Annotated in this window: 19 protein-coding genes and 1 tRNA gene; 12 read left to right on the top strand and 8 right to left on the bottom strand. The window is 47.6% G+C overall.

The window, feature by feature from the left end; all coding sequences use genetic code 11:
* The first annotated feature begins 282 nt into the window (after window positions 1-282).
* From RE469_03575 to RE469_03560, 4 genes are all read left to right on the top strand, one after another.
* Window positions 283-861, top strand: coding sequence for a DUF981 domain-containing protein (locus tag RE469_03575; GenBank protein WMT45278.1), 579 nt, complete (start codon window positions 283-285; stop codon window positions 859-861).
* A gap of 198 nt (window positions 862-1,059) precedes the next feature.
* On the top strand, window positions 1,060-1,581 hold the full coding sequence (locus tag RE469_03570) for a hypothetical protein (GenBank protein WMT45634.1): 522 nt from the start codon (window positions 1,060-1,062) through the stop codon (window positions 1,579-1,581).
* Between the two features lie 59 nt (window positions 1,582-1,640).
* Complete coding sequence (locus tag RE469_03565) at window positions 1,641-1,805, top strand: hypothetical protein (GenBank protein WMT45277.1); 165 nt, start codon at window positions 1,641-1,643, stop codon at window positions 1,803-1,805.
* Between the two features lie 111 nt (window positions 1,806-1,916).
* On the top strand, window positions 1,917-2,795 hold the full coding sequence (locus RE469_03560) for a hypothetical protein (protein WMT45276.1): 879 nt from the start codon (window positions 1,917-1,919) through the stop codon (window positions 2,793-2,795).
* Between the two features lie 346 nt (window positions 2,796-3,141).
* Here RE469_03560 and RE469_03555 read toward each other — a convergent pair.
* A tRNA-Leu gene (locus RE469_03555) sits at window positions 3,142-3,226 on the bottom strand.
* A gap of 341 nt (window positions 3,227-3,567) precedes the next feature.
* Here RE469_03555 and RE469_03550 point away from each other — a divergent pair.
* Entirely contained in the window at window positions 3,568-4,746 is a 1,179-nt protein-coding gene (locus RE469_03550) for a thiolase family protein (protein WMT45275.1), read from the top strand.
* Between the two features lie 14 nt (window positions 4,747-4,760).
* Here the strand turns inward: RE469_03550 and RE469_03545 are convergent, their stop codons facing one another.
* Window positions 4,761-7,148 carry an adenosylcobalamin-dependent ribonucleoside-diphosphate reductase gene (locus RE469_03545; protein ID WMT45274.1) on the bottom strand — a complete coding sequence of 796 codons (2,388 nt, stop codon included), beginning with the start codon at window positions 7,146-7,148 and terminating at the stop codon, window positions 4,761-4,763.
* A gap of 303 nt (window positions 7,149-7,451) precedes the next feature.
* On the opposite strand from RE469_03545, the gene ftcD reads away from it, so the two are divergent.
* The 3 genes from ftcD to ilvA are packed head-to-tail and all read left to right on the top strand — an operon-like array spanning window position 7,452 to window position 10,189.
* Window positions 7,452-8,351: a glutamate formimidoyltransferase gene (gene ftcD, locus RE469_03540; GenBank protein WMT45273.1), complete on the top strand. Its 900-nt coding sequence runs from the start codon at window positions 7,452-7,454 to the stop codon at window positions 8,349-8,351.
* Entirely contained in the window at window positions 8,352-8,972 is a 621-nt protein-coding gene (locus RE469_03535; GenBank protein WMT45272.1) for a cyclodeaminase/cyclohydrolase family protein, read from the top strand. It abuts the gene before it with no gap.
* A complete protein-coding gene (ilvA, locus tag RE469_03530; protein WMT45271.1) occupies window positions 8,969-10,189 on the top strand; it encodes a threonine ammonia-lyase in 1,221 nt (406 codons plus the stop codon). Before RE469_03535 ends, ilvA begins: the two co-directional genes overlap by 4 nt.
* Here the strand turns inward: ilvA and RE469_03525 are convergent.
* The 3 genes from RE469_03525 to RE469_03515 form a co-directional block, all read right to left on the bottom strand.
* Window positions 10,182-10,454, bottom strand: a complete 273-nt coding sequence (locus RE469_03525; protein ID WMT45270.1) for an acylphosphatase — start codon at window positions 10,452-10,454, stop codon at window positions 10,182-10,184. The two genes, ilvA and RE469_03525, sit on opposite strands and share 8 nt — an antisense overlap.
* Window positions 10,455-10,462: 8 nt before the next feature.
* Window positions 10,463-11,548 (bottom strand): GTPase, encoded by a 1,086-nt coding sequence (locus RE469_03520; GenBank protein ID WMT45269.1) that lies wholly within the window; start codon window positions 11,546-11,548, stop codon window positions 10,463-10,465.
* A gap of 63 nt (window positions 11,549-11,611) precedes the next feature.
* A complete protein-coding gene (locus tag RE469_03515; GenBank protein WMT45268.1) occupies window positions 11,612-11,965 on the bottom strand; it encodes a PadR family transcriptional regulator in 354 nt (117 codons plus the stop codon).
* A gap of 42 nt (window positions 11,966-12,007) precedes the next feature.
* Here RE469_03515 and RE469_03510 point away from each other — a divergent pair, with 42 nt between their 5' ends.
* Window positions 12,008-13,273 (top strand): MFS transporter, encoded by a 1,266-nt coding sequence (locus RE469_03510; GenBank protein ID WMT45267.1) that lies wholly within the window; start codon window positions 12,008-12,010, stop codon window positions 13,271-13,273.
* A gap of 37 nt (window positions 13,274-13,310) precedes the next feature.
* Here RE469_03510 and RE469_03505 read toward each other — a convergent pair whose 3' ends face one another.
* Window positions 13,311-13,889, bottom strand: coding sequence for a methyltransferase (locus RE469_03505; GenBank protein ID WMT45266.1), 579 nt, complete (start codon window positions 13,887-13,889; stop codon window positions 13,311-13,313).
* A 259-nt stretch (window positions 13,890-14,148) separates the two neighbouring features.
* Between RE469_03505 and RE469_03500 the strand changes: the two genes are divergently transcribed.
* A complete protein-coding gene (locus RE469_03500) occupies window positions 14,149-16,470 on the top strand; it encodes a DNA topoisomerase I (protein WMT45265.1) in 2,322 nt (773 codons plus the stop codon).
* Between the two features lie 16 nt (window positions 16,471-16,486).
* A complete protein-coding gene (locus tag RE469_03495; GenBank protein ID WMT45264.1) occupies window positions 16,487-17,338 on the top strand; it encodes a presenilin family intramembrane aspartyl protease PSH in 852 nt (283 codons plus the stop codon).
* Here the strand turns inward: RE469_03495 and purH are convergent, their stop codons facing one another.
* The gene (gene purH, locus RE469_03490; protein ID WMT45263.1) at window positions 17,339-18,841 is read right to left on the bottom strand and encodes a bifunctional phosphoribosylaminoimidazolecarboxamide formyltransferase/IMP cyclohydrolase; all 1,503 of its coding nucleotides are present in this window, start codon (window positions 18,839-18,841) and stop codon (window positions 17,339-17,341) included.
* A gap of 152 nt (window positions 18,842-18,993) precedes the next feature.
* On the opposite strand from purH, the gene RE469_03485 reads away from it, so the two are divergent.
* On the top strand, window positions 18,994-20,199 hold the full coding sequence (locus RE469_03485; protein ID WMT45262.1) for a methionine adenosyltransferase: 1,206 nt from the start codon (window positions 18,994-18,996) through the stop codon (window positions 20,197-20,199).
* Here RE469_03485 and rimI read toward each other — a convergent pair.
* Window positions 20,196-20,654 carry a ribosomal protein S18-alanine N-acetyltransferase gene (gene rimI / locus RE469_03480; protein WMT45261.1) on the bottom strand — a complete coding sequence of 153 codons (459 nt, stop codon included), beginning with the start codon at window positions 20,652-20,654 and terminating at the stop codon, window positions 20,196-20,198. The genes RE469_03485 and rimI overlap by 4 nt on opposite strands.
* Window position 20,655: the final 1 nt, after the last annotated feature.

Raw genomic sequence — 20,655 nt, 5'->3', positions numbered from 1 at the left:
AGACTTCGCGGTGAATTCTGTTTGAATTACGTGATGGGAAACGATGCAGCAGAATCCGGTCACTTTTTTTAATAGAAATATGAAGTCCAGAGAACATAATTTTGAATTGCGGGAATATTATTAAATCTGTACTTTCCTCAAAGTATAAGCTCTGTGACAGATATAAGATACCTGACATCGAATTTCGTCTTTCTCAGTATGGATTCATATAGATAAATGAAGTATCTTACATCTCAGGTTAATTGTTTAATTCGTAAGGTAAGATTTTATGTTGGTGATAAAATGACATTTGTTGATCCGTTGGCAGTAATGCTGATAGGACTTGCAATGGGAACTTTCCTGGGAGCCTTCTATTACTATTTCAAGGCGAGGGGAAACGAGGAACAGATACGAAACCTTGTGGTGCCAGCTCTGGCAATAGGTTTCTTTGACTTCATAAGCGGGTTTTACATGTCCTTTGCCTGGCCAATGACCAGCTTTGGAACTCCTTACAATATGCTGTTTGGCGATCCTCTGCTTCTGTTTGGGCTTCTCCTTATGGTATCCGCAGTGATGGTTTATAAGAACATGCATCTGGGCATGGTACCAATGCTATTCCTCCTGATGGGAATTTACGTGCTTGTTGGGGCATACAGCATAGTTGAGCTGAAGCTTGAGACTGGACAGGACCTCATAACAGCACTGGGACTATATCTCTTTGATGGTATCGGCGCCCTTCTGGCTCCAATTGCCTACATCAAGCCCGAAGGATCAAGGAAATCCATATACTATGTTGAGTGGATAATCCTTGGGATAGGCACAATATTTGCGCTGGTCATAGGTTACATGGCTCTGAACGGACATCTGGCTGCTCCACCATAAGCAGCGCAGGTATCTCTGTTTGCCATCATAATTTTTTTTATTTTCTGTGGCCGATGAGTTTACATCATCTCTAATTTTCTTCCTTGAATTCTACCTTCATCATTCCGTTGTTTGCTTAATAGAATCGCACCCCGTGTTGACGAACAGGGAAGATGGAATAATATTTATACATGCGAATGTTATATATCATTGATTGAAATGGGAAGAGGTTCAACAGGAGCGAAAGCCGGCGCTGTTGCCGGTATTCTTTATGGGGCAGTACTTGCGGTTCTTACAGAAATTATACTTTATGTTGAAAAATCAAGTATAATGTCTGCTCTGAGTGTTTATGCGAAAGAGTTCTCGACCTCTGCCATAACCATTTCGGCGTCTTCTATATATAATTCTGAAGTGACAATTGCGCCTGTTGGGCTTATAATCGAGGGAATCATAGGAGGCCTGATACTTGGCGCAATCTTTGGTGTTGCAGTGCACAGAATACCTGGGAGAAATGATAAGGTCAAGGGGATAGCCTTCGGTTTAATATTGTGGATTCTCTTTGACGTACTGCTTGGTCTTTTGAGCAGAAGCGAATACGGGAACACCTATTATGTTCTGACGGTTGTTGCAGGCCTGGTTTCAGTGGTTATTTACGGATACATACTGGGAGTATTGTTCGGCAAGTGGTGGGTGGAACCGTCCAGCCAGAGACAGAATGATACATTCCAGTTCAACCAGTGAAAAAACGACATTGTCCAAATTGAGAAAATTATTATTACTCTGTCTACTATCTATTTTGTATGACAAAATATTTCTCCGATATAAAAGGAGCTAAAAGAATTATAATAACCCGAGCTCCATCTAAATATAAAAAAGGAATAAAGGTGTTTCCGTTAATTCCATCATATGTAAAGGTGGAACTTGAAAATGGAGACGTAAAGACATTAACATACAAGAAGAGGTAAAATCTTTCAGTCTTTCTGGTGATTTGCATTTTTTCTTATCCATCAGAACTTAGCATTGCATCTCGTAGAATTAATTTAAATCACACTGGCGGTCTGCTCAGACGTGAGGTCATGGAGACAATCACTCTATTCAATACTGGCAAATCGCCATTATCTGAAATAGCACTGGAAATGGAAGAATTCAGAAGTGGTCTCTCTATTATTGATGAGGAAGGTAATTTAATCCCATTTCTCACTAAGGAGGATATTAGAAATAGATTAGCAGAGGGTATTAAAGCAAAACTAGACACAGATGAAATATTTCTGGCATGGATGGTTCTTTCAAGACCAATTCAACCGCAGGAATATTATGTGATAAAACTTCGGTATTTAGAGTATGAAGATCCCGAGAAGAACATATCTGATAGGACGGTAAGCTTCTTGCCACTTTACAGGGCTCCTTTTTTTAATGTTGTTATCAGTTTTTTTGCCAATGAAACATTAAGTGTTTCATTCGATTTTGAAGAAGGAGTTACTCATGAATACGAACCAGTTTTGTTTGCGAGAGATAAAAATGGGAATGATATCCAAGATGTTAGTATCGAAGATAATTTCCATTACGATGTAAATCAACATAACTTTTCTTTAAGTATATCCGGAAGAAGGAGGAGTCAAACAGGGATTCAATCAATCTTGCTTTTATATACTGTTTTTCCAGATAAGGAAGTCCGTACTATTGTAGGCGGAATAACTTGGTTCGCCATTCTTTTCCCCCTCCTAATAGTTATAACTTATTTTCACTTCAATAACCTTTCTTTATTTGGCATAATGTCCACAACTGAGTTGTTGTCTATCATTTCGTTAGGAATAGCACGATTCCCAAGTGGCTTAATATCCATAAAGAGGAGATTGATTGTTTCTATGACCGAGCTATTTTTAGTATATGTTCTAATTCTTATGCCCATAAGTTGGTTTTTCTTAATATATAAATTTATACATTATCTAATGTAGATTCAAGATAATTAATGTCTCTGCACTCATTTACACGTTGCAATCAGTTACCCCCTTCCTTTACCCTTATTTACCGTTTCACTGTGATAATGAAATGTGTCCAATGAGTCAGTAAGACCCACCTTAGGGTATGCCACAGGGTCAGCAAGAAACCAGGCCTTTATATCCAAGGTTGAGGGTGTCCATAGATACATTTCAGATAGTGGTCTTTCCGGTGATCTCTTTCCCGATCACTGTGCTTATTTTTATTTTAACATTAATATATCCCAGAAATCGAAACCTGGTTATTTAAAGAAAGCCTGCAAGATTTGGTTTTGATTTACACTGCTTTGGACTTTTATAGGTATGCAGGGGATGGGATTTGAACCCACGTATCCCTACGGAACCAGACCCTCAATCTGGCGCCTTTGACCAATCTCGACAACCCCTGCCTAGAGGTAGGCGATTGAGTCAGACAATATTTATTTTTGCCTTTCTTGTAGCCTTATGGAATAATGCCTGAAAAGCAGCATGCCAATAATGACAGCATAAAATGTCATTGGCCTCAATCTTAAGGCATATCCCCAGTTCCGGTGCAATTTGCCTTCCTTGACACCATATTATGCAGGTCACTCCGGTATCTCACCGGCAAAGAAGTTAATATACACTTTATCATGTTTCAGAAAGTTGAGCGATATGCCTGTAACTGACAGTATTGTGAAAGTCCTGGGAAAGCATGCACTGGATTTTGTGAAGATGGATAATTGTACACGGAATGGCAGAGGTGAAAAAAATGAGTAAAGAGATCGGAAAGGCATATATTGTGGACGCCATCAGGACGCCAATCGGGAAGAGAAATGGATCACTGAAGGAAATCCACCCGGTGGATCTTCTTGGGAATCTCCTGAAGGGAGAGGTGAAAAGGATTGGCGTACTTCCGGAGTCGTACGATGACTTTATTGTGGGATGCGTCACGCAGGCCGGCGATCAGGGCTTCAATATTGCAAGGAACGCATGGCTCTCTGCAGGAATGCCTGAATCTGTGCCAGGAACCACCATAGACAGACAGTGCGGATCCAGTCTCCAGGCAGTCTCATTCGCTGCTCAGGCGGTGATTTCAAGAACTGAAGACCTCATAATGGCTGGAGGCGTAGAATCAATGTCACGTGTTCCCATGGGGAGCACTATTAACAGCACCGGAAATCCAATAACACTTGGTCTAGCAATGCGATACGGACTGGATAAGGAATGGTTCAGCCAGGCTTATGGCGCGGAACTTATTGCGAAGAAGTATGGATTCCACCGAGATGAGCTGGATGAATTCAGTTACATGAGCCACGTCAAGGCTGCCGCCTCCAGAGACATGATTGCGCAGGAACTCATGCCGGTGCAGGCTGACGTCACGGGCGATGGTGAGATTGTCACAATTCTTGATCATGATGAAGGTGTCAGGGCCAATCCGGACCTGGAAAAGATGAAATCCCTTCCCCCAGCATTCCGTGGCCTGACGCTCATAACTGCAGGGAACTCCAGCCAGATTTCAGATGGCGCAAGCATCTCAGCTATTGCGTCGGAGGAAGCTGTGGAGAAATACAACCTGAAGCCCCGTGCGGAGATCTTGTCCATGGGGGCAGTTGGTGTTGATCCTGTCACAATGCTAACAGGACCAATTCCGGTGACAAAGAAAGTGCTTTCAAGGTCAGGATTGGATATATCAGAAATTGACCTGTTCGAGGTCAACGAAGCATTTGCACCTGTTGTTATGGCCTGGCAGGAAGAATTCGATGTTCCACTGGACCGTCTGAATGTACTGGGTGGGGCAATTGCTATGGGCCATCCCCTTGGTGCAACAGGCACAAGGGTGCTCTCAACAATGATCAATGCGCTGGAAATAAAAAACAAGAGAACCGGTTTGATTGCCATATGTGAGGGTGGAGGGATGGCAAACGGGATGGTTGTAAAAAGATTGTGAGCCAGAAAATGTGATTACTTGTCACATTTTCCGGTGGGGCAGGCAGGGTCAAATGTTGCCTCAAGCTTCAGGTATTTGTCAGGCACCTTTGTCATGAGTTCTATGGTCTGCTTCTCTGCCTCAGGCTTCTTGGGATCAGGCTTCCTGGCTTTCTTTGCAGCCTGCGTTCCGGAGTAGAGAACCTGCTCCGTCTTGCTCCTGTCCCTGTATACCGTTATTCCCTTGCAGTGAAGTTCGTGTGCCATCAGGTAAGCCTTGGCGATGTCCTCTGGCGTGGCCGTGGACGGCAGGTTTATGGTCTTTGAAACGCCTGAATCGCAGTATCTCTGGAATGTTGCCTGCATGAGCACATGCCATTCCGGGTCTATCTCATGTGCCGTGACGAACACTCTCTTGATGTCATCGGGAAGGGCAATATTGTGGAGATTTCCCGTGACTGCAACCTCATGCATGAGATCCTCGGAATACAGGTTCCTGTCCTTGAGCATCTGCTCAAATATTGGATTCACCTCCATGAGCTCCTGGCCGTTCAGGACATGCCTGACAAAGGCAATTGCGAACAGCGGCTCAATGGAAGAGGAACAGTTTGCAATTATGGAGATTGTTCCGGTTGGCGCAATGGTTGTTGTGGTGGAGTTCCTCATGGTGATTCCCTCCTTTTCATGCGTGGAACCGTACCAGCCAGGGAAAACCCCGCGTTCCTCAGCCAGATCGTGGGATTCGGCATGGGATTCTTTCTCAAGGAAGCTCATGACTCTTTCACCCATCTCCAGGCCATCACCGCTGTTGTATGGTATTCCAAGCAGAGCAAGCAGGTCTGCGAATCCCATGTATCCCAGTCCTATCTTCCTGGTAGTCCTGGCCATCTTCTCTATTTTTTCAACAGGGAACTTATTGGCGTCAATGACATCATCAAGGAATTTTGTTGAAATCCTTATGACCTCCCTCAAATGATCCCAGTCCACAGAACCATCCTTCACGAACTTTCCAAGATTTATGGAACCAAGGTTGCACGGTTCATAGGGCATGAGCGGCTGTTCCCCACATGGATTGGTTGCCTCAATGTCGGCTATGTGCCTTACCGGGTTCTTCCTGTTTATCTCATCCAGGAATATCAGTCCGGGGTCTGCCGTCTGCCATGCCTTGTTTATTATGGTGTCCCACATGCTCCTGGCCTTGATGCGGCTCACTATTTTTCCGCTCCTGGGGCTCCTGAGGTCCACATACTCATCAGCGTCAAGTTTCTCAAAGAACTCATCGGTCATGCCCACAGATATGTTGAAATTGCTCAGTATGGTGTTTTCAGAGTCCTTGCTCATTATGAACTCCATTATATCGGGGTGGTCGTATCTGAGTATACCCATGTTCGCACCTCTTCTCTTGCCACCCTGCTTTATCACATCCGTGGTTGTGTCGAATATCTTCATGAACGACACAGGACCGGATGCAACCCCCTTGGTTGATCCAACAAGATCGTCCTTCTCCCTGAGTCGTGAGAATGAGAAACCTGTACCTCCGCCAGATTTGTGTATCATCGCCTGGTACTTCAGGGCATCAAAAATCTCCTCTATGCTGTCACCAACAGGGAGAACGAAGCAGGCTGAAAGCTGTCCAAGCCTTGCCCCGGCATTCATCAGGGTGGGTGAATTTGGAACGAATTCCAGCCTTGTCATGACGTTGTAGTACTGATCAATTATCTCCGGGGTGGAAGTAGGCTTTGTCTGAACAAACTCCATGAATTCCTGGAATGTGCCTGAGATCTGTCCCTCCTGGCTGAGGTGGCCAAACGCCCTCTCAAGCACCTCCATCTGCGTGGTTGCCAGGCTTCCTATAATCCTGCCGTTCTTGGGGAGTTTTCCTGTCTTCTGGAACGTCCTGTAATCATAAAGGAGATTCACTATGCCAACATGGTTAGCCACACGCCTGAACATCTGGCTCGGAGTCTCAACGATCTTCCCATCCTCATCCTTGAGCAGATACCTTGCCTCAAGGGTCTTAACTGCATTTATTGAGAGCTTAAGGTCATCCTTTACCCCAATTCTCTCCTTTTCTTCCCTTATTGTCCTTCTCTTTTCCCTGTAAAGGATGTAGGCCTTTGCAACATCGTTATAGCGGTTGCCCTTCTTGGAGGAAGCCATCAGGACCTGTTCCACCTTGTCCTGGATCTGCTCGACTGTGGGTCTCAGCGTCTCCTTCTCAACTTCCCTGACAACTTTATCAGCAACCTCGTCAGCTTCCTTCATGGAACCTGCCTTCACTGAGAGCATGGCCTTATAGATCGCCCTTGAAATCTTTGTAACGTCAAAGTCGACCTCTGTACCGTCTCTTTTGTCTATTCTCTTTATCTTATACTCATGCTCTGAAATCATTTCTCCAACTCCTATTGCGGGTAACGTTATCATTCCGTTGCAGTACCTAAAGTCTTTGTTTATCTTTCCTTCATCAGGTCGGAAAACAATCAGGTATACAACCTGATAACCAAGCTTATACCAGGTTGGATCATATTAAGCTTTTTGTCCACAAACTGGTGTATTGCAAATCTATTGACACAGTACGCATCCGGCGTTAAATGTCAATGAAAGTGGCCATCCGGGGAGATTCTGCGCCTATGTTCGGCCAATGATCCTCATATATTCTGAACCATGATGCAACAATCGATGAAAAGTGAGTTCAAACATTAATATTGGTGTTAGCGATGGGAAGCCATGAGCCTTGTTGAGTGCGTCCCAAACTTCAGCGAAGGGCGTGACAGGAAGATAGTTGATGAAATAGTGGCGGCAATCGCCGCCGTACCAACCGTAAGAATACTGGATTCCGAGATGGATGAGAACCACAACAGGTCAGTGGTGACATTCCTCAGCGACGGATCAAGGGCTGTTGAGGCGGCGTTCCAGGGGATCAAGAGAGCCGCCGAACTCATAGACCTGAACCATCATTCGGGCGAGCACCCCAGATTTGGTGCATCAGATGTTATACCTTTTATCCCTGTCTCAGGGGTAACCATGAAGGAATGTATTGAAATGGCAAGGGAGCTCGGGAAAAGGGTTGGCGAGGAACTCAAGATCCCAGTTTACCTCTATGGGGAGGCGGCCGCTGTTGAATCCAGACGGAGCCTTGAGAACATAAGAAGCAAGAGTTTCCAGTATGAGCAGCTTAAGGAAGCCATAGGGGAGGAGAAGTGGAAGCCGGATTTCGGGCTAGCAAAGGTGGGCAGTGCGGGAGCCAGCATAATCGGTGCCAGGGATTTCCTAATAGCGTACAACGTTAACCTTAACACAACGGACATGGAGAAGGGAAAGAAAATAGCCAGTGCCCTCAGGGCCAGGGACGGCGGTTTCACATTTGTGAAAGCTCTTGCTTTTTTCCTTGATGACAAGAACATGGTGCAGATATCCATGAATCTTACAAATTTCAGGAAAACACCCATCTACAGGGCGTATGAAATGGTGAAACTTGAAGCCTCAAGATATGGAATCACGGTGGCTGAATCCGAGATCATAGGGCTCACGCCGCTTGATGCCATAACAGGAACCGCCAGCTTCTATCTGCAGTTGAGCGGGTTCAGCAGAAAGCAGATTCTGGAAACAAAGATGTGGGGTGAATAAATGGAAACACTGGATAGTTTTATGGAACGGCTGGCAAGCCCAAGCCCTGCACCCGGTGGCGGGGCAGCCAGCGCAGCAGTATCTGTGGTTGCGGCATCGCTTGTCAGCATGGTGGCCGGCCTCACCATAGGCAAGAAAGGATATGAGGGTGCCCAGGAGACAATGAAGCAGGTCCTGGAGAAGAGCAGGAAGCTGACGGCAGATCTCAGATCCCTTATGGAGGAGGATGAGGCAGCCTTCAACAGGCTCTTTGCAGCGTGGAAAATGCCGAAATCAACAGAGGAGGAAAAGAAGAGGAGAAGGGAGGCCATGGACATTGCCACCAGGGGAGCAATACAGGTTCCCTGGAAGATTGCAGGGGCAGCTGGCCAGGTACTCAGGCTCGCCGCTGCCATTGCCGCGCAGGGAAACTCCAGTGCAATTACCGATGCCGGCTCAGCCCTGGAATTTTCTCTTGCATCAATCAGGGCAGCACTGCAGAATGTTGAGATCAACCTGAAGTCCCTGAGCGATCATGAATATGCTGAAAGTGAAAGGATGAAGGTGAAGGTCTTCACGGAAGATGCCCTGGAGATATACAAAAACGCCACGAAGGATGTCAGAAGGAGGATGCAGGCGTGAAAGGAGGACTGCCAGAAATCCAGGAAATAAGGGAAGCTGCACAGTACCTGAAGGGAAAGGTGAACCGCACTGAACTCCATCATTCCACAACATTCAGCCAGATTGTGGGAGGAGATATCTATTTCAAGATGGAGAATCACCAGAAAACAGGGTCTTTCAAGGCCCGTGGAGCCCTTAACCGCGTCTCGCGGCTCACCCCGGAAGAGAAGTCGCACGGAATAATCACGGCAAGTTCAGGAAACCATGCACAGGGTGTTGCCTACGCAGCAATGGTCAACGGCATCAATGCGAAGATAGTGATGCCGGAGCACACAGTTCCTGCCAAGATAAATGCTGTGCAGGGATACGGAGCCGATGTTGTGCTCAGAGGTAGAGACTATTCGGAAGCCCGTGATGCGGCAGAAACAATACGGAAATCTGAGGGCCGCGCCTTCATAGAGGCATTCAACGACCCCTACATCATCGCGGGACAGGGCACCATAGGCCTGGAAATACTGGAGGATCTGCCAGACGTGTCCACCATTGTTGTTCCAATCGGTGGAGGCGGACTCATATCCGGCATTTCAATAGCGGCAAAATCCATCAACCCTTCCATAAGGATCGTGGGAGTGGAAAGCGAACTCTCTGATTCAATGAAAGCCTCCGTGGAACAGGGCAGGATTGTGGATCACACCAGCGGTGACAGCATTGCAGATGGGATTTCAGTCAAGTTTCCAGGGGAACTCACACTGGCTGCGGTCAGGAAAAATGTTGATGAAATAGTCACGGTAAGCGATGAGAGCATCGCCCTTGCCATATACAAGCTGCTGGAGAGAAACAAGACGCTTGTTGAGCCCTCAGGGGCGGCAGCGCTGGCGGCAATAATGGACAGGAAAGTTGATGTAAGCCACGGGAAAACCGTGGTAATACTATCGGGGGGAAACATGAACTTCCTTCTCCTCTCCAAGATAATATTCAAGTCCATGGAGATTGAATCAAAGCTTGTGAGGATAGAGTTCAAGATCCCTGACAGGCCGGGTACACTCTACAGGATTTCACAGGCCATATCCGAAACTGGAGGAAACATATTCCATGCCGAGGTGGACAATCTGGCCAAGGATACGCCGGTGGGATATCAGGCAGTGACATTTGCCATAAACGTCAGGGACGAGAAGCACCTGTCCGCACTGCTTGAAAGGATTGCCGGGCTTGGATACAGGTATGAGATAGTCACCTGATGACGCTGAAATCCCGAAGGTCCTCCACGGCATCCTCATGGGAAAGGTATTTCTCCACGCGTGCCGGGAAAAGCTCCGTGCAGCACATCTGGATGGTGATCTGAACTTTTTCCTGATCGCCTTCCATGTGGGCTTCCACACTCCCATCATCAAGATTCCTTATCCACCCGGTGACGCCATTCTTAGCGGCAAGGCCGGCAACATTTCTCCTGAAGTTCACTCCCTGAACCTGCCCGTAAAATAAGACCCTTCTTGCTATCTTCATGATCACACCTAGTTCCTGCTTATTATTGTTATGATATCGCCGTCCAGCAGATCGTAATCCAGCCCAACCCTCAACTCTGCCTGTTTTCTCTGAGGTCCGGTAAGTATGGCATACCGGAAAGATTCAAGCATCTCACGGCTGATCTTCCTCACCACATCCCTCACCACAGCACCATTCCTCAATACCATTGGACGATCAAGGTCCACATAGCCTGATTTCTCCCTGAGATAAACCCTCACAAGTGCAAGTGCGCGGTATATTTCATCCTTCAGCTGCGGTATGCCTGCCTTGGTTGTTGCGGAAACCTCTATGACTCTGCCCATTGACCTCAGATCATCGATGTCTTCATCTTTGTGAGGAAGATCTATCTTGTTTACGACAAAAATACCCGGAATGTACACTGTATGCCCCTTGAGGTGATCGATGAGATCATCGGAAGTGATGTTCTCCCTGATGAATACTTCAGCGTTGGTAATCTTGAACTCCTTCAGTATCTCCCTTATCTGTACGTCGTCTACGGGGACCTTTCGCGGTTTGTGTATCCGGATGCCGCCGCTGTTTGATCTCTTTATGGAGATATTTCTTTCTCGCCTGTTAAGGACGATTCCTGCCCTGTGAAGCTCATTGACTATCCTGTCAACACCCTTCACCTGAACGTCTGTAACCACCACAACAAGGTCGGCATTCCTCACCATGCTCAGTATTTCCCTGCCCCTTCCAGAGCCCACACTGGCGTTCTCAATTATGCCCGGGAGATCCAGTATCTGTATCTGCGCCCCGTTATAGCTCATTGTGCCTGGAACCACTTTCAATGTGGTGAATGCAAAATTGCCAGTTTCACTCATCTGGGATGTCAGATCATTCAGGATGCTGGATTTTCCCACATTGGGGAAGCCCACAAGCGCCACCGTGGAGTCGCCTGACTTTGGAATTGCGAACCCCTCGCCTCCCCCTTTTTTCTGGGACATGAGCTCTATCTCGAGGCGGGACATCTTGGCCTTGAGAAGGCCTATATGCTTCTCTGTGGCTTTGTTGTACTCCGTCTTTTTAAGCTCTTCCTCTATTTCCTTGATGCGATCCTGAATTGTGGCCATTGTTGCAGCATGTAATGTTGAGGTGGTTAAAAGCGATTCATTTTATGACAGGGATGGCAGGAACTATTGCTGATCCCTGGCTTCAGCAATCTGTGTGATGGATGGAATCAGGTAATCTAGGACGTCCCTGACAATGATCAGCGGGCTGATGTGGTCTTTCAGGAAATCTCTCCCGAGATCAGTAATGGTGTAGACCTTCACATCGCGGTTCTTGGCCCTGAACTGGCTTGAGATTCTGATAAATTTCCTTCTGAGAAGTGATCCCAGCAGAACATATATGGTTCCCGGGGCGATCTTCCGGTCAATCATCCCGGAAACATATACCTGAAGGGCATATCCATGCATATCTTCATGACAGAGTTTTTCAAGAACAAGAAGTGTCATGACCCCGCGGAGTATCTTTTCCCTTTCAACCATTTTATGAATAATGCTTAAATAGAATATATACATTGCTTATAGATGACTGACTTATCTATAAATGCCTCCTCAGGTTCAATTAAACACGGCGCAAGAAATCTGGCCATGACCTCACTGGGACATTTTGTCAACGACGGAACAGTTTTCTTCTTTCCACTGCTGGTGGATATCCTTGTGAAGGTCAACTCCCTTTCGCCGCTGTTCGTTACGTTCCTTCTTGGAATCTTCTATACCGCAGCTTCCCTGTTCTCCATCATGGTGGGCAGGATTTCCGAATTATGGGATCGCAAAGGATTTCTCATAGGTATAGGACTTTCCCTCATGGCCACTGGAGTTCTCGGCTTCTATGAGGTCATAACCGGGTCGCTCGGGGCGGCACTTCCATATGTTGCTGGATTCTCTGCACTGTCGGCAGGAGTGGGATCATCGTTCTATCACCCTCTGGGTGGAGCAATACTGCAAAGCACGTTCACCCCAAGTTCAAGGGGAAAGGCCTTGGGCGTAAACGGCTCCATGGGCAGCGTGGGTAGAGCCGTATATCCCTCTCTGCTTTATGGGTTTGCAGCTCTCCTGACCCTAGACTTCTCCTTCGTGGTTTTTGCCATTATAGCTGTTATTTCAGCAGTTTTCATAGCATTTTTCCTCAGGGATGTACGATCCAGGCCCAAGCCTGTAGATGAAATACACGAAAAGGGGAAGAAGGCTAAGGGAAACAGGGGAATCCTGACTTATTCAATAATAATGCTTTCAATCGTGACCTTCATAAGGAGCACAGCATCCCAGGGCATTGCTTCATGGATCCCTTCCTACCTGTCCAACGTGAAGGATCTGGGCATTTCATCTCTTCTGGGATACTCCATCACCCTCATGTTCATAGCGGCAATAGTGGGCCAACCCATTTTCGGGTATTTCGCAGACAGGATGGACAAGCGCGTCCTGCTTTCAATAAGCTCATTTGGCACAGCTGCTTCCACCCTTGCCTACATAAACTCCTCGGGCCTGGAATCCCTTGTGTTCCTTGTTATATTTGGGTTCTTCACCTTCAGCGGGTTCCCGCTGCTTTTCTCGCTGATATCTGAATATGTTCCAAGGGGAGATTCGTCCATGGCCAACTCAGTGGTCTGGGGCCTCGGAAACCAGGGGGGAATGGCACTTGGGCCAATACTTGTGGGCCTCATAATCGTGGATAGCTATTCACGCCTGCCATTCACATTCACCATCATGGTGGCCGTAACTGTGGTATCCGGAATACTTGTGTTTGCACTCCCGCGTCCTGCCGGAAAAGCGAAAATGTCACTGTTCGGGTAAACTCCACCATCCCGGGCATGCAAAAATTGCTGAAGGATCATATTTTCCTGAAGAGCTGGTAAAGGAAGAGAGTCTCGAAGAAAAAGCTCTCACTGGCTTTTTCCTTGAACACAAATTTTTCATATTTTGCCTTCAGTGCATCAACGTCAGTCAGGCTGGATATGATGATGTAAATGGAACCGGCATTGTCCAGGAACATGTCTGCCTTATCCAGGAAGGGCCCTATAACAGAAAAACCATCTGGACCCCCGTTCCACTGCTCTGCTCCCTCAATCCTGTCCTCAACAGGAAGATAGGGCGGATTGAATATAATGGTGTCAAATTTTCCGTCAATGTTGCTGAACAGGCTGCTGTTCAATATGGTCAGCGAAACCCTGTTCCTTATGGCATTCTTTTCTGTGCACTCCAGAGCTTTCTGTGAAATGTCACAGCAGGTTACTGTTCTCCCCATCCTGGCACAGTAGATGGAAATTATGCCGGTTCCGCATCCAATCTCCAGGACCCTGTTTCCAGGTATAATATTGTCCATTATGAGAAACGTGTCCTCTGCAGGCCTGTACACGTCCTGGCAGTGCTCTATGGCAATACCCAGGTACTTTTCATAGGGGATTATCACTGTTTCAATCATAGTTGCGAGGCATAAAATTTTAACCCATGGCAAAAATTAATCTGCCTGTACAGGACGCAGTAAGAAATCGGGTCGACAGGCACCGTCTGTTTTCAGCAACATGGGAGATTCCACATAACTCATGTAAAGCTTTAGTAAGTTGATTGCCATAGGACAACCGGCTCCGGAGTATCGGGCAACACCGCAATGTTGCAGGTAAAAGTGCCAGATATATTAACCGGGGAAACAATGAGAGGTCTGAACTTCATTGACTGGTGGAAACGACCGTAACATAATCATAACTGAGAAAGCTGATGCTGCAAGAAGGATCGCTTACATTCTATCCAACGGGGAATCAAAGCAGAAGAGGAGCAAAGGCCTCAACTACATAGAGTACCAGGATGATGGCGGCACGAACATTGTTATCCCTTTGAGCGGGCACATAGTTGAACTGGACTTCCCTCCGACCATGAAGGACTGGAAATCAGTGAGCCTGGAGAAACTCATCGATGCTGAGATCACGAGAAATGTAACCAACAAGAATGCCTTCAATTCCCTGGTATCACTGAGCGACAGGGCCTGGCGCATAATCATTGCCACTGACTTCGACAGGGAGGGTGAACTCATAGGGTCAGAAGCTCTTGATATTATACGCACAAACGTCCTTGACAGGATAAAACTTGATCCTGAGATCAGGCGAGCAAGGTTCAGTGCACTGACACCGGAAGAGATAAGGAAAGCTTTCTCTGATCTCACCGATCTTGACAACAATCTTGCCCAGTCAGCCGCTGCAAGGGAGGAAATAGATCTTTACTGGGGGGCGGTCCTGACACGGTTCTTTTCCATAACGTCAGGCAGGATGGGTAAGAATTTCATTTCCATCGGAAGGGTGCAGACGCCCACTCTCGTCCTTGTGGTGAGAAGAGAGCTGGAAATCAGGGATTTCCAGAAAAAACCATACTGGATTATCAACATACTGCTCAACAGGAAAAAGGATTTCACTGCAACATACAGCGATGGTCCCATATGGGAGAAGGAAAAAGCAGAGAAGATATTTGCAGAAATTGACGGGAAAGATGCAACGGTGCTGGAATATTCCACCAGGGAGGAGCGCATACCCCGGCCCGTTCCGTTCAACACCACGGAATTTCTCCGCGAAGCTTCACGGATTGGGGTGCAGCCCGGAAAGGCCATGAAGATTGCAGAATCGCTATACACCAGAGGATACATCAGCTATCCAAGGACCGATAACACGGTCTACCAGAAGTCCATACATTTCAAGTCGGTCCTCACGAAGCTCCTGGACACTGAATTCAGGGAAGATGTCCAGAAAGTGCTTGACCAGGAATCCATCCGCCCTTCAAGGGGGCGCATCGAGGCCACAGACCATCCACCCATATACCCGGTTTCGGCTGCAAAGAAGGGGGCGCTTTCAGGGGATTTCGCCCGTATATACGAACTGGTCCTTCGCAGGTTCCTTGCAACACTTTACAGGGAGGGGAAGAGGGAGATTACCGATGCCGCCTTTGACGTGAACGGCCACAGGTTCTCGTCCAGGGGCCTTAAGGTGCTGGACAGCGGATGGCTGGAACTGTACCCGTACAGGAAGGTGCAGGAATCATTCGTACCTCCTCTTGCTCCTGGCGATACCGTCAAAGGTAAAAAATGGAACATTGATGAGGAGGAGACAAAGCCTCCTGCACGTTATGATTTTGCCTCACTCATAAAAAAGATGGAAGAGCTGAATCTGGGCACAAAAAGCACCAGACATGACATAATAGACAAGCTCCAGTCAAGAGGATTTATTGAAGGAAACCCGGTCAGGCCCACGTACCTGGGCATGGGTGTAATTGAATCTCTCCTCACGGTTAAATCCGACATAACAGAACCGGACATGACAGCAGAGCTGGAAAAGGACATGGACCGGATTGCAAACAACGAAATAGGCAAGGATCAGGTTGTGGCAGTCTCCAGGGAAATGCTCCACCATGTGCTTGCACAGTTCCGGGAGAAGGATGCCATAATCAGGGATACCATACAGAAAGCGCTTCGCATGGGGCGTGAGGTGGGCACCTGCCCGGAGCATGGAACGCCTGTGCTCCTGGTCAGGAATCGTGAATACTCAAGGATAAAGTGCAGCCATGAAGGCTGCAGAATAGATTTCCCTGCGCCCCTCATGGGAACTCCTGAAATCCTGGAGGAAAAATGTCCTGTCTGCGGCCTTCCAGAGATTCGCATAATCCGCAGGGGGCAATCCCCGGAGATCAGGTGCATTGATCCGCACTGCAAGTTCAACCAGGAAAAGAACACCTACGGAAAATGTCCGGAGGATGGCGGAGATCTTGTCCTGCGCCAGTCAAGGTTCGGCAAGAGGTTCCTGGGATGCTCAAATTACCCCAATTGCAAGAAAACATATCCTGTGCCGCAGATGGGAAACCTGAAGGCTACCGGGGAGGTATGCCCGCACTGCGGTGCACCACTGATCATATCTTTCAGGGGAAAGAGGGCATGGAAATTCTGCCCCAACATGTCGTGTGAATATAACAGGAAGAAGGGAAAGGTGAGCAAGGCTGCAGAACAGGATTCCTGAGATTTCCGGGATAGCGGTGCTCATTACCTCCTCGCTTCTTGCCACATTCATGTCAATTTCCCTCATTGCAGTATCGCCCGGCGTCCAGGCAAAGAGCCCCACCAGCGGCCTCACCTATGTTGCATATTACCTCATAGCAGCCCTTGCTTTCACGGGTGTTGTCATATTCATAGGCAGGAGGAAGTTCGGGAACATCCTCAGATGGGTGTTCATTGCCGTCATTGCATACGTCACATTCTATGTGTGGAGCATTCTTGGTCTCTATATCGCACAGACGTATGCAGAATATTATGCCATAAGCTTTGGCGCCCCTGCAATAATGGTGATCCTGCTTATTTTCAAGTACGAATGGTATGTGGTTGACGTTGCCGGATTTTTCCTTTCAGCCGGGGTGGCTTCCATATGGGCCACCATAATAGGCGTGTGGTCCTCCGTGCTTTTCCTTGCAGTTTTTGCAATATATGACTATATTGCAGTATACAGGACGAAACACATGATAAGCCTTGCTGGAACAGCAATGGATTCCAGGCTGCCCATGCTCTTTGTCTTCCCATCGGAGAAAGGGACCAGCATGGCTGGCATGTCATTTCCAAAAACATCCGCACCGCCTTCTGAAAGGACCGGATCAGGCACATTCATCCTGGGCTTTGGAGATATTGTTTTTCCCTGCATAATGGTGGCATCCTCTGCACTTTACGGCGAGAAGAATCTTATCCCGTTCCTGCTGCTTCCCCTGGCAGGTGCAATTGCAGGCATCATGGTGCTTCTCTTCACAAAGGTCTCAAGGCCCGCACCGGGCCTGCCATTTATCAACAGCGGCGCAATTGCCGGTTTCCTGGTTGCATTTCTTGCATTCAGGGTTTTCTGATCAGTGAAGGAACACTCTCTTACCGGTGAAATACATAGGAATATCAAGTTCCTCAGCCCTGGCAACCACCTCATCATCTCTTATGGAACCGCCTGGCTGGATGATTGCCGCAATTCCTGACTTTCCTGCCAGTTCAACATTATCATAGAACGGGAAGAATGCGTCAGAGGCAAGCACTGATCCTCTGGACTTTTCACCAGCCCTCTCAACAGCAACCTTCAGGGCCTCTATCCTTGAGGTCTGTCCGGCGCCTATACCGGTGGTGGTCATGTCCTTTGCAAGGACTATGGCATTGCTCCGACTGTGTGCAACAACCTTCCACGCAAATTCCAGGTCTCTGAGCTGTTCCCTGCTTGCTGCGGTTGAGGTCTTCTGATCAAGCTTCTCATATTGGGTTGACAGCCTGCTCTGCACAAGGAACCCGTTTGATATGGATCTGACCCGGGGATTCTGGTCAGGTACCAGCGGCACCCTGAGCACACGGAGATTCTTCTTCTTTTTCAGGCCTTCCAGTGCATCAGGATCATATTCCGGAGCGATGATGACCTCCACGAAAAGCTTCGAGATTGCTTCAAGGGATCCGGAGTCGAACTTCCTGTTAATGGCAATGACCGATCCGTATGCAGATTCCTGATCAGCTGCAATGGCTCTCTTGAGGGCAGTATTTATGTCTGCGGCAGATGAAACGCCACACGGGGTGTTATGCTTCAGTACAACGGCCACAGGATCTGTGAACTCAAGTGCAGTCTCAAAGGCTGAATCCGCATCCAGGATATTGTTGTATGAAAGCTCCTTTCCCTGAAGCTGAGTGGCATTGGCAATCCCATACTGCGTTCCGTCGGAATACACATACCCCTTCTGGTCAGGGTTTTCGCCATAGCGAAGTTCACGTCCTCTGGTACCCTTCAGGTACATTGAAGGCGGAGCTGTGCCGAAAAGTTCACCGTTCATTGATCCGTAAATGGAAATGTCATAGTCGGCTGATCTGGAAAACGCCTTAAGGGCCAGCCTCTTCCTGGTCTCGCCTGAAATCTTGCCGTTCTGCTGAAGCTCTGTGGCAACGGAATCGTACTGAGAGGGATCAGAAAGGACAGTGACATGTTCGTAGTTCTTTGCCGCAGCACGAAGGAGAGATAAACCTCCTATGTCAATATTCTCTATCATATCCTCAAGCTTATGGGTCTTAGCTGCCTCATCAAAGGGGTAAAGATTTACGATGACCATGTCAAATTCGGGAAATCCACGCTCCTGCAACTGCCTGCTGCTCTCGGGATCGCGCTTGGAGAGAATGCCGGCAAAAATGGCTGGATGAAGCGTCTTCACCCTTCCATGCAGCAGTTCCTCAAAGCCCGTAAGGGTTGATATGTTCCTGCACGTAAATCCTGAATCAGTCAGGAACCTGTATGTGCCCCCTGAAGCATAGATTTCATCTACATACTTCGAGATCCCGTGAAGGAATGAATCGAGCCTATCCTTGTTATGAACACTGGCCAGAATCTTCATGATGCAGGAGTAATGAACAACTTCCTTAATTCATTTTACAGTGGCCGCAAAAATTACCAGTGGTAATTTTACTTTTGGCGTGGTAATTTGGCAGCCAGAAATACAAAACCTTTATTTCAGTTTATAAATCCCCTGAAAAAAGAGGCAAAATAATGGAAAGAAACATTGCAGTCGAAGGCATCATACAGACACCAACAGCAAAGAGAGAAGTCGAGATTGTTGAAAGGAAGGGTATCGGGCATCCGGACAGCGTTTCTGACGGGATTGCCGAGTCCGTAAGCAGGGCATTGAGCAGGTATTACCTCAAGGAATATGGCAAGATTCTGCACCACAATACGGATCAGGTTGAGGTTGTAGGAGGGCAGTCTGCTCCCCAGTTCGGTGGCGGGAAGGTCCTGGAACCGACTTACATACTTCTCAGCGGTAGGGCAACAACCAAGGTCGGAAATGACAGGATACCATTCAAGTCAATAGCAATAAAGGCGACCAGGGAATTCCTGAACTCAAACTTCAAGCATCTTGACCTGGATTCTGATGTCATGATCGACTGCAGGATTGGGCACGGTTCAGTTGACCTTACTGAGATATATGATACATCAAAGCTGAGGGCAAACGACACATCATTTGGAGTGGGTTTTGCGCCATATACTGATACAGAGAGGCTTGTGTACGAGACGGAGAGATACCTTAACGGACCGGCACTGAAGTCAAAGCTGCCAGCCATAGGCTACGACATAAAGGTCATGGGATTCAGGCAGGGCGGAACAATAAACCTGACCGTTGCAGCAGCTTATGTGGATAAGTTCGTAAAGGATGATCCCGAGTACTTTTCCGTCAAGAGCGAGCTGAAGGAACTCATAGCCAAGAATGCAGCTAAGGTCACCAATGAACCAGTAAAGATATTTGTTAACACAGCTGACGATGAGAATGGAAAGGGCACAGGGCACTACCTCACAGTGACTGGCATGTCAATGGAAAACGGGGATGATGGTTCTGTTGGAAGGGGGAACAGGGTTTCCGGTCTCATAACTCCATACAGGCCAATGAGCATGGAAGCGGCAGCAGGCAAGAACCCCGTCACGCATGTGGGCAAACTGTATAATGTGCTGTCAAACATGATTGCCCAGGACATTGTAAAGGAACACCCCGGGGATGTCCAGGAGGTTCATGTCAGGATTGTGTCGCAGATCGGAAGACGCATAGACGATCCGCATGTTGCAAGCATCCAGGTCATATACGCGGACAACGCTGACCAGTCCAAGATAAAGAACAACATAAGGAACCTGGCAGACGATCGCCTTGCCAACATAGGGAATCTGACCAACCTCTTTGTTGAGGGAAAAGTCTCGGTTTTCTAAAGTATCTTCCACATAGTGTAGGCATCAGACGAATCGCTGTAATAGGCCTTCAGTCTTGATGTCACAACAAACCCCAATTTTCTGTAAAAATTTATTGCATTATCATTATCCGTTCTAACTTCCAGTTTTACGCTCATGAAGTTGTTCCTGCTGCACAACGCAAGGAAGGACTGCATGAGGGCTCCACCTATGCCCATGTTCCTGAACTGCTGGTCAACCGCCAGTATGAGTACCCTTGCTTCTGTGGGTGAAAATCTTGATCCGATTATGAATCCCTGTATCTCGCGCCCCATGGTGTACACAAGGAAAGCCTGGGGCCATTCATCATAAAGATCCATTATGAGTGCCTCTGAGTAATATTCGGAAAGAGAAGCTGAGGCAATCTCAAGAATCCTGTCCAGATCTCTTCCGTCGAACTGCCTTATGGTTCCATAATCGGCATTTGTGATCGCCATC

The sequence above is a fragment of the Cuniculiplasma divulgatum genome, assembly GCA_031200235.1.
Taxonomy (GTDB): Archaea; Thermoplasmatota; Thermoplasmata; order Thermoplasmatales; family Thermoplasmataceae; genus UBA509.
Note: the sequence above shows the minus strand (reverse complement) of the source record. Positions and strands in the feature narration are given on the sequence as shown.